The sequence below is a fragment of the Flavobacterium sp. K5-23 genome, assembly GCF_023278045.1.
In the GTDB taxonomy this organism is placed as follows: Bacteria; Bacteroidota; Bacteroidia; order Flavobacteriales; family Flavobacteriaceae; genus Flavobacterium.
On the sequence record NZ_CP056783.1, the window covers coordinates 2056905 to 2071177 of the forward strand.

General features: G+C 36.0%; 11 protein-coding genes. 1 reads left to right on the forward strand and 10 read right to left on the reverse strand.

Annotated features, from left to right (window positions below; all coding sequences use genetic code 11):
• Window position 1 precedes the first annotated feature (1 nt).
• Window positions 2-2617: a cation-translocating P-type ATPase gene (locus tag FLAK523_RS08945; protein WP_248902753.1), complete on the reverse strand. Its 2616-nt coding sequence runs from the start codon at window positions 2615-2617 to the stop codon at window positions 2-4.
• Between the two features lie 363 nt (window positions 2618-2980).
• On the opposite strand from FLAK523_RS08945, the gene FLAK523_RS08950 reads away from it, so the two are divergent.
• Window positions 2981-3166 carry a membrane or secreted protein gene (locus tag FLAK523_RS08950; RefSeq protein WP_248902755.1) on the forward strand — a complete coding sequence of 62 codons (186 nt, stop codon included), beginning with the start codon at window positions 2981-2983 and terminating at the stop codon, window positions 3164-3166.
• Here FLAK523_RS08950 and FLAK523_RS08955 read toward each other — a convergent pair.
• From FLAK523_RS08955 to ppsA, 9 genes are all read right to left on the reverse strand, one after another.
• Window positions 3163-4170, reverse strand: a complete 1008-nt coding sequence (locus tag FLAK523_RS08955) for an FAD:protein FMN transferase (RefSeq protein ID WP_248902757.1) — start codon at window positions 4168-4170, stop codon at window positions 3163-3165. The two genes, FLAK523_RS08950 and FLAK523_RS08955, sit on opposite strands and share 4 nt — an antisense overlap.
• 12 nt (window positions 4171-4182) lie before the next feature.
• On the reverse strand, window positions 4183-5448 hold the full coding sequence (nqrF, locus tag FLAK523_RS08960) for an NADH:ubiquinone reductase (Na(+)-transporting) subunit F (protein ID WP_248902758.1): 1266 nt from the start codon (window positions 5446-5448) through the stop codon (window positions 4183-4185).
• Between the two features lie 20 nt (window positions 5449-5468).
• Window positions 5469-6083 carry an NADH:ubiquinone reductase (Na(+)-transporting) subunit E gene (gene nqrE / locus FLAK523_RS08965; protein ID WP_248902760.1) on the reverse strand — a complete coding sequence of 205 codons (615 nt, stop codon included), beginning with the start codon at window positions 6081-6083 and terminating at the stop codon, window positions 5469-5471.
• Between the two features lie 46 nt (window positions 6084-6129).
• Window positions 6130-6810 (reverse strand): NADH:ubiquinone reductase (Na(+)-transporting) subunit D, encoded by a 681-nt coding sequence (locus tag FLAK523_RS08970; protein WP_248902762.1) that lies wholly within the window; start codon window positions 6808-6810, stop codon window positions 6130-6132.
• Window positions 6811-6835: 25 nt separating this feature from the next.
• Window positions 6836-7552, reverse strand: coding sequence for an NADH:ubiquinone reductase (Na(+)-transporting) subunit C (gene nqrC / locus FLAK523_RS08975; RefSeq protein WP_248902764.1), 717 nt, complete (start codon window positions 7550-7552; stop codon window positions 6836-6838).
• Entirely contained in the window at window positions 7545-8726 is a 1182-nt protein-coding gene (locus tag FLAK523_RS08980; protein ID WP_248902766.1) for an NADH:ubiquinone reductase (Na(+)-transporting) subunit B, read from the reverse strand. The genes nqrC and FLAK523_RS08980 overlap by 8 nt, the downstream gene beginning before the upstream one ends.
• Window positions 8727-8855: 129 nt before the next feature.
• Window positions 8856-10181: a Na(+)-translocating NADH-quinone reductase subunit A gene (locus FLAK523_RS08985; protein WP_368670288.1), complete on the reverse strand. Its 1326-nt coding sequence runs from the start codon at window positions 10179-10181 to the stop codon at window positions 8856-8858.
• A gap of 362 nt (window positions 10182-10543) precedes the next feature.
• Window positions 10544-11533, reverse strand: a complete 990-nt coding sequence (locus FLAK523_RS08990) for an NAD(P)-dependent oxidoreductase (protein ID WP_248902768.1) — start codon at window positions 11531-11533, stop codon at window positions 10544-10546.
• Between the two features lie 38 nt (window positions 11534-11571).
• Window positions 11572-13977: a phosphoenolpyruvate synthase gene (ppsA, locus tag FLAK523_RS08995; protein WP_248902769.1), complete on the reverse strand. Its 2406-nt coding sequence runs from the start codon at window positions 13975-13977 to the stop codon at window positions 11572-11574.
• Between the last annotated feature and the right edge of the window lie 296 nt (window positions 13978-14273).

Below are 14273 nucleotides of genomic sequence, written 5' to 3' on the forward strand. Positions count from 1 at the left end.
GTTAGCTTTTTTTATTTTTATTTTCATTGCCATTGAAATTGTTTTTCTTTTTAAGTCTGTATATCCATTTTTCGATTTCTACCGCCCAGAACACAATGCTTGATACTAATAACGTTATTGTAAGTTCGTAAATTGTGAGCGGCTGTGTTTTGAAAACCGAATTAAAAAAAGGAGTATAGATTAGCATCATCTGCAAGGCTATGGTTAATGCTAATGCACCCAAAAGGGGTTTGTTTGACAGGATTCCAATTTTAAATAAAGATTCCTTATCAGAGCGAATGGCTAATATATGTCCCATTTGACTGAAACACAGAACAGTGAAAGCCATTGTTTGCCAGTGAGAAATTCCGCTTCCAATAGCCCAAGCTTGCATTCCCAGAGTTACTGAGCCCATTAAAAAACCAACCCACAATATGTGCAATGCCATCCTTCCAGCAAAAATATTCTGCTTGGGATTTCTTGGAGGTCGTTCCATAATATCAGCTTCTGAAGGTTCTGATGCAAGTGCTAATCCCGGTAAACCATCAGTAACAAGATTTATCCAAAGTATATGTACCGCTAGCAGAGGTATTGGCAAACCAAAAAAGGGAGCCAGAAAAATGGCCCATATTTCACCACTATTGCTGGTCATAGTGTATTTGATAAATTTCAAAATATTGTCAAATATCCTTCGGCCGTGTTTTACTGCAATTACTATAGTGGCAAAATTATCGTCCAATAAAATCATATGAGCCGCTTCTTTAGCCACTTCAGTTCCGTTAATTCCCATAGCAATCCCAATATCTGCATTTTTTAGTGCAGGCGCGTCATTTACACCATCACCTGTCATTGCCACAAATTGCCCCTTGGCTTGCAATGCCTTGACAATTTTTAATTTTTGTTCAGGATTTACACGAGCATATACCCGAATTTTTTCGACACTGTTTTCAAACTGCTTTTCCGATAGAGTTTCAAGTACTGAACCTTCCAGCACCAAATCTTCTTCGGAAGTAATTATTCCCAGCTGCTTTGCAATGTTTATTGCAGTGAGTCGGTGGTCGCCAGTAATCATAATAGGTATAATCCCCGCTTGTTTGCATTCGGAAACCGCTTTTTTTGCTTCTTCTCTTGGTGGATCGAGCATAGCTGTAAACCCTATAAAACGTAATGAAGATTCAATTGTTTCTGCATTTATGGTTTTGGGCAGGGCTTCTATTTCTTTTATGGCGTATCCAATGATGCGATAGCCTTTCTCGGCCATTTCATTTATTTTTACTTCTAATTCAGGAATTAGCGATTTTTGATTTTCGTCTAACTTTGCCCATAGCATATCTACAGCACCTTTAGTAATAACCACAATTCCTGTTTCCGTTTGGTGTACGGTAGTCATACACTTCCTTGAAGAATCAAACGGTAGTTCAGCAACCCTTGGGAGTTTTTTTTCTAATTCGAATTTTTCAATATTCTTATTAAAAGCATATTCTGCTAATGCCGTTTCGGTCGAGTCTCCAATCCATTTCCCATTAGTTTCTTTGGCAACATCATTATTCAAAGCCATAGCTATAAGAAGTGGACTCGTTTGAAAAAGAGCAGATGTGGTTTTGACATTGGGAGTTTCATAAATTTCCTGAACACTCATTTTATTTAGTGTAAGTGTTCCGGTTTTATCAGAGCAGATATAGGTAACCGATCCAAGGGTTTCAACAGCGGGTAATTTTCGAATAAGTGCATTGCTTTTGGCTAATCGTTTAGCACCAAAGGCTAGAGCCACAGTAACAAGAGCGGGTAATGCTTCGGGGATGGCGGCAACAGCAAGAGAAATGGAAGTTAGCAACATCGTCAACACTGCTTCACCACGCAAGCGACCAATAACAAAAATCACAATGCAGATAATCAGAATCACAATTGAAAGTCTTTTTCCAAAAGCGCTTAATCGTTTTTGTAAAGGCGTGGCTGTTTCCTCGATTTGAATCATTTTTGCAATTCGTCCCAGCTCGGTATTCATTCCTGTCGCTATTACATAAGCGGCTCCACGTCCGTTTGTGATAAATGTTCCCTTGAATCCCATATTGTTGCGGTCGCCAAGAGAGTATGTTCCTTCGGGTAGTTTAGCACTATTTTTTTCTGTATTGTGGGATTCACCGGTAAGTGTAGATTCATCCACTTTTATCTGGTGTGTTTCAAAAAAACGAACATCAGCAGGAATCCTATTTCCGGCCTCGAGTAAAACCACGTCACCAGGCACCAAATCAAAAGCAGGTATTTCAAAAGTATTTCCTTCCCGAATTACTCTTGCATTGCTAGGTGTCATATCTTTTAATGCTTCCATCGCTTTTTCAGCTCTGAATTCTTGTATAAAACCTATGATTGCATTGACGAGAATAATGGCAAGAATGATTATGGTATCTACCAAATCGCCAATGAACCCCGAAATAATTGCAACCGCAATTAGTATAAGAATCATAAAATCGGTGAGTTGATGCAGCAGCATCCGTAAAACGGTTTTCTTCTTTTTGTCCTCAATCTGATTTCCCCCGTACTCAATAAGACGCTCCGAAGCGATAGAAGTCGCAATACCTGATGGTGTTGTGTTCAACAATCGCGATATATCAGAAAGTGGAAGCAAGTGCCAATTCATTTGAGTTCATTTAAATGATGAATACTCTGTTTTTTTTGAGGTTGTGACTTAAAAAAGGTAAAATAGTTTTACTTTTATTAATTTAAAATATTAATGTAATTTACGGATTTTATAATTCATTGATTACCAATTGTTTTAGTATTACAATTCTACTATCAAATATAACTAATTTACCAATGATATCTATGATGATGTATTTGCTATATTCAGTAATTATCCCGAAATTTACTCAAGTAATTTTTTAGTTTTTGGAGAATTCTTAGCTTTTGGTCTTATGTGAAATTTATTGAGAGCTGGGTTTTTCATTGGAAATTTAAAATTACAAACCTTTTTTGAACGACTTCTAATTATTTAAATTTAATTATGAAAACCATCATCCTTTCTATTGTTCTTTTAGCGCTTGCCATAGCTGGGATTGCCATTAAACTACTAGTGAAAAAAAACGGCAAATTTTCTGGTACCTGTAGTAGCAATAACCCTTTAATACAAAGTGATGGCGGAACGTGTGGTATTTGTGGAGCAAAGCCAGAGGAGAAATGCAAATCTTAGTTCAATTCCCTTATCGAATTTTTTAAACTTTCTGATGCGTATGTTTTCCAAATTCCTTTATCATCATAAATAAAATAGACTTCCAGTTTCAATTCTTTGTTTGCTTCTAAAAATTGTATTGAATTATTCAATCCCATCACCATAAAGGCAGTGGCATAAGCATCAGCTGTAATGCCGTCGTCAGCAATCACAGTAGCGCTTAGTAAATTTTGTTTGGCGGGGTAGCCCGTTTTTGGATTGATGATATGGGAATATTTTTGGCCATTCTCCTCATAAAATTTACGGTAATTCCCAGATGTAGCCAGCGCTTTATCGTTTAATTCTATTACAGCCTCAAGTTCCCTTTCTGAGGTTTCTTTTTCATCAGGTTTATCTATACCAACTTTCCAATTCTCATTTTCTTTTTTTCCTTTAGCTTTCAGTTCTCCTCCCAGTTCAACTAAGTAATTATTTATTCCTTTGCTTTCAAGATAATTGGCAATAACATCAACTGAATATCCTTGGGCAATGGCATTAAAATCAATTTTGATCTCCGGTTTTGCCTTTATAATTTTGTTGCCCTCCAATCTTACCATTTTGTAACCTACAAAATGGAGTAGGCTGTCAATTTTTTTGCTGTCAATAGTTGCTTTTTTGGCAAAGCCAAATCCCCAGGAATTTACTAATGGACCAACCGTTACATCAAAAATGCCATCTGTTTTCTGGGAGACTTCGATTGATTTATTAAAAACTTCAATAAAATAGGGGTCAACCAAAACACTGTTGTCGTTATTATTTATTCTGGAAATAAGTGAACCAGGAACCCAGGTAGACATTGAGGCGTCAATGTCTTTTAACAGTGAATCAATGGCGGTTTTGTGATTGATTCCATCATCTGATAAATAGGAAATATGGTAGGTAGTGCCTTGTGCATTACCTTCAACTTTGATTAAATTTTTCTTTTTCGGGTTACAGCCAGAAAAAAGAATAAGGGATGCAAGTATAGGGAAAAGGAATTTCTTCATAAATGTTTTTTATTAGCTACCAAAATCATCAAAAGCAATATTCTCAGGAGGAACACCAAGTTCGTCAAGCATTTTAAAAACCGCAGCATTCATCATAGGTGGTCCGCAAATATAATATTCTACATCTTCTGGCGCATCGTGATGTTTTAAATAATTTTCTAATAACACATTATGAATGAAACCCGTATAGCCTGTCCAATTGTCTTCTGGCATTGGTTCTGAGAGCGCAATGTTGTATTGAAAATTGGGAAATTCTTTTTCGATATCCCGGAAATGATCGGTATAAAAAACTTCCCTTGATGATCTTCCACCGTACCAGAAAGAAACTTTTCTATCCCTTTCTTTTTGGGTATGAAAAATATGAAATAAATGAGAACGCAAGGGAGCCATTCCAGCACCACCACCAATATATATCATTTCTCTATCTGTTGGTTTTATATGGAAATCACCAAAAGGACCTGCAATATTTACTTTGTCACCAGGTTTTAGGGCAAATACATAGGAAGAACAAATACCCGGATTTAGATCCATAAACCCACCTGTTTTTCTGTCAAATGGGGGAGTGGCAAGACGTATATTCAGCATAATGATGTTTCCTTCTGCTGGATGATTAGCCATTGAATAAGCACGGAAAATGGGCTCTGGATTTTTCATTTTCAGGTCCCAGATTTTGAATTTATCGTAATCTCCCTGAAAGCGATCATCAATTTTATAGAGATCTTTTTTGAAATCTATTTCAGTCGCCGGAACATCGATTTGGATATAACAACCCGACTCAAATTCAAGGAATTCACCTTCGGGTAATTTTACGACCAGTTCTTTAATATAGGTAGCCACATTATTATTTGAAATAACTTCACATTCCCATTTTTTAATTCCCATTATTTTTTGAGGAATTATGATTTCCATATCCTGTTTTACTTTTACTTGGCAACCCAAACGCCAGTTTGATTGCTGTTGTTTACGGGTGAAATAGGGCGTTTCAGTGGGTAATATTTCTCCGCCTCCTGATATTACTTGGCATTTGCACATAGCACAGGTTCCACCTCCACCGCAGGCCGAGGGTAAAAATATTTTTTTATTGGACAAAGTGCTTAGCAGTGTTGAGCCGGCTTCTGTTTCAAGTACTTCCTTTTCGTTAATAGTTATTTTAACTGATCCGGAAGGAGTAAGTTTTGATTTTGCATACAGAATAATATATACCAATACCAAATTGAATATTAGAAAAACAACTACGCTGCTTATAACTGTTGTACTATCAAAAGCTAAAATTATCATTTTCTTATTTGATTAAAAATTTATAATGCAATCCCCATAAAACTCATAAATGCAATGGCCATTAATCCAGTTAAGATAAAAGTAATTCCCAAACCTCTTAAAGGTGCAGGAATATTAGAATACCGTAATTTTTCTCGAATGGCAGATAATGCTACTATTGCTAAAAACCAACCCACGCCAGAACCCAATCCAAAAACAGTAGCCTCTCCTAATGTTGCGTATTCCCTTTCCTGCATAAATAACGCGCCTCCCAGAATCGAGCAGTTTACCGCAATAAGTGGTAAAAATATACCTAAGGAAGTGTATAATGCAGGGGCATATTTTTCAACAATCATTTCCACTAATTGAACTATGGAAGCAATAGTCGCAATAAACATAATGAAACTTAAAAAGCTGAGGTCTACTGTTGCAAAATCGGGTGATAACCAACTTAAAGCACCAGCTTTTAACACATATTTTTCCAGCATATAACAAGCCGGTACTGAAACCAGTAAAACAAATATCACTGCAAGACCTAATCCTATGGCGCTTTTAACGGTTTTGGATATAGCCAAGTAAGAACACATACCCAGGAAATAGGCAAATATCATATTTTCGATGAAAATGGCTTTTATAAAAATATTTATATGCTCCATAGAAAAAATGTTTAAAAAACGTTGTTTTTATTTGTTGTCGTTTTAATTATTTAGACTCTATTAATTTTTTGTTTCCACTTCGTTGTACCCAAATGATAATCCCAACAATGATTAATGCCATAGGGGGCATAATGACAAGGCTGTTATTAAAATAACCCAACTTATATATCGATTCCGGTATTATTCGAAAACCCATCAACTCTCCGGAGCCAAATAGTTCCCTTATCATAGAAACTATAACTAATATTAATCCATAACCAAATCCGTTACCGATACCGTCTAAAAACGAAGGCCAAGGTTTATTAGCCATTGCAAAGGCTTCTAATCGGCCCATAATGATGCAATTGGTAATAATCAGACCCACAAAAACCGATAACTGTTTGCTAACGTCAAAAACAAAGGCTTTTAAAAACTGATCGACCAAAATAACCATTGCAGCAACAACAGTTAACTGAACTATAATGCGTATTCGGGTTGGAATAATGTTTCGAATAAATGAAATAATAACATTCGAAAAAGCACATACGACTATAACCGCAACGGCCATAACAATTGAGGGTTTCATTTTTACGGTTACTGCTAATGCCGAACAAATGCCTAAAACTTGTACCGTGATAGGGTTATTGTCGTTTAATGGATCATACAAAAGCCGTTTATTTTTTGGAGAAAATAAAGCTTCTTTCGGTTCTTTCGGTTTTGCAGGAACTGCTATTGTTTCTGTGCTCATACGCTGCTATTTAAGTTTATAAATGCTATGGCCTTCTACTTTTAAAATAAGGGATATAATTGTTAAGCGTTCTTTTAAACATTTCGGTAACGCCTTTGCTGGTAATTGTAGCTCCGGAAACGGCATCCACACCATGCATATCATTAGGAGATGCACCGCCTTTTATTACGGTTACCGAAACAAAATTTCCCGATTCATCAAATATTTTTTTTCCAATGAACTGCTGCTGAAATTTTTCTGTTTCAATTTCGGCGCCTAGTCCAGGCGTTTCGCTTTTGTGTCCAAAACTAGCACCGTATATAGTGTTCATATCGGCTTCCAAGGAAATATATCCCCATATTGGTCCCCATAATCCTTTTCCACGTACTGGAATGATATAAAAAGAGTTTCCGTCTTTATTGCAAATAAAAAGCGGGAATAACTGCTCATCAGCTTTTCCAGTTTTTATTTTGTCGAGTTCTTTTTTGAGGTCTATGTCAAACGCCGCAATTTTGCCTGTTACTTCTACACCTTTATTGTTTAAAACAATTTGGTTGGTTATATATTGGTTAAAAAAACGCTCGGTCTCAGCGGTTTCTGCATTTACAGAAACACTGGTTAAAATATTTTTCATTTTTTCTATCCTACTATTTTTTGCCTGATATGGAGCAAGGCTAATGGCAGTTACTGATAACAGTATTGCAATAACCACCACCATACCGGAGGAAAAAAGGAACGTAGCTTTGTTACTGTCTTTATCCATTTTGATTTTGTATCGGTTTTACCCTTTTTAATCTTCGGTTAATATTAGCTGCAACTACATAATGATCTATAAGAGGCGCCATTACATTCATAAATAAAATGGCTAACATCATCCCCTCGGGATAGGCTGGGTTAAAAACGCGGAACAGAATGGCCAACATTCCTATTAAAAAACCATAAATGTATTTTCCGTTATTAGTTTGTGCAGCACTCACTGGATCAGTGGCCATAAAAACGGCACCAAAAGCAAATCCGCCCAAAACTAAATGATGTAGAGGTGCTATTTGCATTAACGTATTCAATCCAAACCAATTAAAAATAAGTGCCATTAAAAAACCACCCACAAATACGGATGACATAATGCGCCAGCTACCAATACCTGTGTATAACAAAATGGCTGCGCCTATTAAACAGGCAATAGTAGATGTTTCACCTACGGAACCAGGAATAGCGCCTATAAAGGCTTCCATTACACTAGGGATTTTATCAGCAAGACCGGCAGCAGCATCTCCTAAAGGAGTTGCACCGCTATAAGCATCAACAACTGCCTGCCCTTTAACTGTACTGGTATTTATCCATACTTCATTACCGGACATTTTACTTGGATAAGCAAAGAATAGAAATGCTCTGGCCGTCAATGCAGGATTTAAAATATTCATACCCGTACCACCAAACACTTCTTTTCCGATGATTACCGCAAAAATTGTTGAAACGGCTACCATCCATAACGGCACATCGATAGGCATTATCAACGGAATCAACATACCTGAAACTAAAAAGCCTTCGTTAATGGTGTGTTTCCGTATGATGGCAAAAATAAATTCTGTTGATAATCCAGCGCCATAAGAAACTAAAACTAATGGTACTACTTTAATGGAACCAAAAACAAAATTATCCAGTAAGGAAGAGTCCATTATCCCCAAAGCTTGATAATGCTGGTAGCCCACATTCCACATTCCAAATAAAAGGCAGGGAATTAAAGAAAGCACCACTAATATCATTGTTCGTTTTAAATCTATGGCATCACGTACATGAGCTCCTTTGCTTGCTGTAGTATGGTCAGGAACAAATAGAAATGTTTCGATTGCATCGAATGCCGGAAATAATTTTTCCAGTTTTCCCCCTTTTTTAAAGGAGGGTTTTATTTTGTTCAGTAATTTTCTAAGTGGCTTCAAATTCTAATGTTATTTGATTAAAAAATTAGATTCTTACTTGTTTATAATGAGATCAGATCCATTATAATTAGCATTTTAATAATTCAGCTTTCAGTATTATTTATTTTATTATAAATAGAGTAAATACTTTTAACAGAATTCCTTACGGACGATATCAAGTCCATGGCGTATGATGTCCTGTGACTTTATCTTTGATGTACAGACAAATTCACAAAGAGCAAAATCTTCTTCCACCACTTCATAAATACCTAGTTTTTCCATCATATCTATATCCTCAATCAATATTGATTTTAAAAGATGTACAGGGTAAATGTCCATAGGAAAAACTTTTTCATATTCACCGGTTATTACAAAAGGGCGTTCTTCTCCGTGTAAGTTGGTGTTCAGATCGTGTTTTTTATTAGGCGAAAGCCAAGAAAAAAAAGTGCGGGAAATGCTGAACTTGTTAAATCCAGGTTTCAGCCAGCCCATAAATTCAAATTCATTTCCTTCAGGGATAACCGTTATTTGCGAATCATAAAATCCTAAATAACCGTCAGCAGGAATTTGGTTACCAGATAAAATAGAGCCACTGATGATTCTATTCTCTCCTTTTTTTAATCCACCGTCAGCAATACTATTTTTTATGGAGGTACCTACTATGGTTTTATAATATTTGGGGGCATTAATTTGTGATCCCGTTAAAGCCACCACCCTTGTAGCATCAAATTTCCCTTCCTTAAATAATTTCCCAATTATCAGGACATCCTGTGGATTGATGTACCACACGGCTTCTCCTTTGTTAACTGGGTCAATATGGTGTATTTGAACACCCACATTGCCAGCGGGATGAGGGCCGGATATTTTGTTGAGTTGTACTCCCTTGGCATTTGCAAAAATGGAGGCAGGAGTAGGGTCATCCCTTACATTCAAATGTATTTTACCATCGGTTAATTTTTTTAATGCATCCAGCCCAGTTTGAAAATGGGTATCTGAATCTGACATAATAAAATTAGTATCGGGTGCCAATGGATTGCTATCAAATGCTGAAATAAAAATTGATTTTGGAATTTCACAAGGATTGGCAATAATGCCATAAGGACGCTGACGGATAAATGGCCAAACGCCACTTTTTAATAACAATTCAACAATTTCTTCCCTGTTGAGGTCATTGGGATTTGATTTATGAAAAGGGAAGTATTTAATTTCCCTATCTGCCAGAATTTTTATTTCTAGTATTACTCTTTTTTCTCCGCGAAGAATTTCTACCACTTCTCCACTTACTGGGGAGCATAATGTAACGGCTTCATTATTTTTATTGTAAAACAATGGAGTGCCCGCTAATACAGTGTCTCCTTTTTTAATAAGTAATTTTGGTGTAAGTCCAATAAAGTCAAGTGGTTTAATGGCAAATATCTCAGCTATAGGCATATCCAAAACAGACTTAGTGGCCTCTCCTGTCAATTTGATATTCAATCCCCGTTTAATTTTAATATATTCACACATACATTAACTTTATTTTGTTGGGTATTAATTATAATTTTCTGGTAATTGAACGAAGGGTTTCGTTCACTCAATAAACGCAAGCGTTTTGTTCTATACTATTCAATTTAAGTAACTTGAAAGAACTAATCTAGTGATTTTACCTTGAATAAGCAACAAAATTTTTAATTTTAGTAAAAAAAGAATTACATATAGCTGCTAAACCTGACCATATATCTAGACAGTATTTTAAACGCTTACATTGTTTAGTAGGCAATTAGATTTTGTTTAGTAATCTAATCAAAAACGATTTTATTTGATGAAAATGTTAAGTATTCCTTTACGGGAGTACTTGTTTAATTAATCTCGTTTTCAGAAATAGCATTATATGCCCAAGAATTTAAATTCGCAATAGTGGTTTTAGCAATTGCCTGCAAAGCTTCATTAGTTAAAAAAGCCTGATGACCTGTAATTAATACATTAGGATGGGAGCGAAGTATAGTATAAAGATGATCTTCTATTTTATGATGTGAGTGGTTTATGAAAAAAATATGTTTCTCTTTTTCATAAACATCTAAGCCAGCCGCAGCAATTGTTTTGTTTTCTATCATTTCAATTAGGTCTTCGGTATTTACGAGGCTACCTCGAGCGGTATTAATAAAAAACACTCCTTTTTTCATCAGGGAGAAAGTACTTCTGTTAAACATATATTTCGTGGCGTTATTAAGAGGGCAGTGAACTGAAACCACATCTGAATTTTTGCATACTTCTTCCAATGTTTTGTATTGGATATTGGTTTCTTGTATCAGCTCTTTATTTTCTATAGGGTCACTGGCCAAAAGGGTACACCCAAAACCATGCATTATTTTAGCAAATGCAGACCCAATTTTACCGGTACCAATAATCCCGATTGTTTTTCCATTTAAATCAAAACCCACTAAGTTGTCTAGACGGTAATCGCCAATTTGCATTATTTTTTGACCCAATATCAGTTTTCTATTCAAAGCTAAAAGTAATGCAACAGCGTGCTCAGCTACGGAATAGGGGGAGTATGCGGGAACATTTGCGACTTTAATTCCTAAAGAGCGAGCTTTTTTTAGATCTATATGATCGTGACCTACTGAACGTAAGGCAATGTACATCACGCCAAAAGAATATAACTTCTCGAGTACTGTTTCATTAGCCTGGTCCGAAGTGAAAAGAGAAACTGCATCAAACCCTTTGGAAAGATTTACGGTTTCTTCATTCAATTGTTTTTCAGTATAAACTAATTCAAGTTTGCCGTGAATCGCTTCTTCAAAAAAGGGTTTGTCAAAACCATAAGTGCTGTATATCAATATTTTCATAATATAGTTTTTATCGGTTATAAAAAGTCTGCTTTTCTTTATTTGAATTTTTTTTCCGCCTCCAAAATATTTTCAATCCCTTTAATCAATGCATCGGGATTAAACGAAATGCTGTTAATTCCTTCATTCACTAAAAACTGTGCAAATTCAGGAATATCACTTGGCGCCTGGCCGCATAATCCCACTTTAATATTATTGCGTTTTGCTGCTTGAATGGTATTACGGATTAATATTTTAACTGCTTGGTTTTCCTCGCTAAAGAGATAACTTATTAATGCTGAGTCTCTGTCTAGTCCAAGAGTGAGCTGTGTCAAATCATTAGAACCAATTGAAAATCCGTCAAATAAATTTGCGAATTCATCAGCAAGTAATACGTTACTTGGGAGTTCTATCATCACGTATATTTCTAAATCGTTTTCCCTTTGAATTAAACCGTTTTTTGCCATTTCGGAAATTACTTTTTCTCCTTCTTCGATCGTTCTACAAAAAGGAATCATCAATTTTACGTTTTGTAACCCCATTTCATTTCGTACTTTCTTCATTGCTTCACATTCTAAAGCAAAGCCTTTTCGATAAAAATCACTATAATAACGAGAAGCTCCCCGAAAACCTAGCATCGGATTTTCTTCATCTGGTTCGAAATATTTTCCCCCGATGAGGTTTGCGTATTCATTGCTTTTAAAATCACTCATTCTCACAATAACCTCTTTAGGGTAGAATGCCGCTGCCACTATGGACACTGCCTCGGCGAGTTTGTCAACAAAATATTTTTTCCCGTCTGAATACTCTTCAGTCAGCACACGTATTTCGGCAATGATTTTGTCATCGGTTATTTTTTCGGGTTCGCATAAAGCGAGCGGATGGATTTTGATACTATTCGAAATGGCAAATTCCATTCGCATTAATCCCACTCCTTGATTGGGGAAATTGCTCAGTTCGAAAGCTCTTTCAGGATCAGCAAGAATAAACATAGGTGCCGTTTCCGGCATAGCTAATTGGCTAAAATCTTGTTCTGTTATGTCCCATTTAAGTTGGCCATCATATATATATCCAGTTTTTCCTTCGGCGCAGGAAACGGTGATTTGTTGTCCGTTTTTAATGAGTTGAGTTGCATCTCCACACCCTACCACGGCAACAGTACCTAATTCTCTGGCTACAATTGCAGCATGACTCGTACGTCCCCCTTTGTTTGTAATAATGGCTGCGGCTTTTTTTAGTACAGGATCCCAATCCGGATTCGTCAAGTCAGTAACCAGGATTTCCCCTTCAAGTAGCTGGTTTCCTTCTTGAGGGTTGTTAAGTATACGGGCTTTTCCAGTTGTGATTTTATCGCCAAGTGCAATTCCCTGAGTGATTAATGGTCCTTTTTGGAGCAGACTGTAAATTTCCAGAATCTGTTTTTTTTCTTTCGCGTGAACTGTTTCTGGACGAGCTTGAACGATGTAGAGTTGGTTGTTTAAACCATCTTTTGCCCATTCGATGTCCATAGGTTTGTTATAGTGTTTTTCAATACCATAACACCACTGTGAAAGCTGAATAACTTCTTTGTCGGTTAGTGAAAATTGTTTTTGTTTTTCAGCCGAAGTTGGGAAATTAATAATGGTATGTTTTGCTGAGGTATCCTCCGATTTTTCCGAGTAGATCATTGTGAATTCTTTCCTGCCACACTGTTTTCTTATGATAGGATTGAAGTTTTTATTTTGTAAAGTGGGTTTGAAAACCGTCCATTCATCAGGAGTAATATTTCCTTGAACAATATTTTCTCCTAATCCCCAACTGCTGTTGATGATGATTGTGTTTTCAAAACCCGTGTCTGGATCGATTGTAAAAGCCACACCCGATGCTGCTTTATCACTTCGAACCATTTGTTGTATCCCTACAGAAATGGCAATGTCCATTTTTACAAAACCCATATCGTGTCGGTACTTGATAGCGCGATCCGTAAATAATGAGGCGTAACAACGCAAAATGGCATCTTCTAATTGATTAATCCCGCTAATATTTAAAAAGGATTCCATTCTTCCGGCAAAACTGGCGGAGGGTAAATCCTCGGCAGTGGCACTGCTACGAACAGCTACACTAAGGTTGTCTATTCCGCTTTGTGTGCAAAGGTTTTTATAAGCGGTTTTAATTTCTTTTTTTATATCGTCGGAGAAATTCGAATTTAAGATTGTTTTTCGGGCTTTTGTTCCAATGTCTGATAGATTTGAATAGTTTTCAGTTTCCAGTGAATCTAATAATTCCTTTAAAACAGCTTCCAGATTATTTTCTTTTCGAAATAAACGATAGGCATCGGCGGTCAAAGCAAAGCCATTGGGAACGTTTATACTTATATGATTCAATTCATTATACATTTCGCCCAAAGAAGCATTTTTACCGCCCACTTTTTCAATGTCGGTAATACTAATTTTTTCGAAAAACAGAATGTATTTTGAATTTTTCATAATTATTAAAGTACTATAATTAGTTCAGGATATAATTCAATTCAAACTGGGGTAACTTTTTTATAATCAGGATTGATTAGTATAAGTTATTCAAAAACGGACAATTGTACAAAGAGGAAAGTAGGTATTCCTAATTATTGATAGTATTAGTGTAAATTTAATCATTTTATATTTTTTTAGAATATAAAAAGCAATATATTTTTGATTTTTATAGTTGTAATCACTTCTTATTTAGTCGTTTATGGTGTTGAAGTGTAGCGGGTAATAGAAATGTTATTATACTTTTCATTTACTAA

Bases quoted from the DNA above. Each gene is read 5' to 3' on its own strand.
- FLAK523_RS08945 (WP_248902753.1), bottom strand. From the start codon at position 2,617: ATGAATTGGCACTTGCTTCCACTTTCTGATATATCGCGATTGTTGAAC.
- FLAK523_RS08950 (WP_248902755.1), top strand. From the start codon at position 2,981: ATGAAAACCATCATCCTTTCTATTGTTCTTTTAGCGCTTGCCATAGCT.
- FLAK523_RS08955 (WP_248902757.1), bottom strand. From the start codon at position 4,170: ATGAAGAAATTCCTTTTCCCTATACTTGCATCCCTTATTCTTTTTTCT.
- nqrF (WP_248902758.1), bottom strand. From the start codon at position 5,448: ATGATAATTTTAGCTTTTGATAGTACAACAGTTATAAGCAGCGTAGTT.
- nqrE (WP_248902760.1), bottom strand. From the start codon at position 6,083: ATGGAGCATATAAATATTTTTATAAAAGCCATTTTCATCGAAAATATG.
- FLAK523_RS08970 (WP_248902762.1), bottom strand. From the start codon at position 6,810: ATGAGCACAGAAACAATAGCAGTTCCTGCAAAACCGAAAGAACCGAAA.
- nqrC (WP_248902764.1), bottom strand. From the start codon at position 7,552: ATGGATAAAGACAGTAACAAAGCTACGTTCCTTTTTTCCTCCGGTATG.
- FLAK523_RS08990 (WP_248902768.1), bottom strand. From the start codon at position 11,533: ATGAAAATATTGATATACAGCACTTATGGTTTTGACAAACCCTTTTTT.
- ppsA (WP_248902769.1), bottom strand. From the start codon at position 13,977: ATGAAAAATTCAAAATACATTCTGTTTTTCGAAAAAATTAGTATTACC.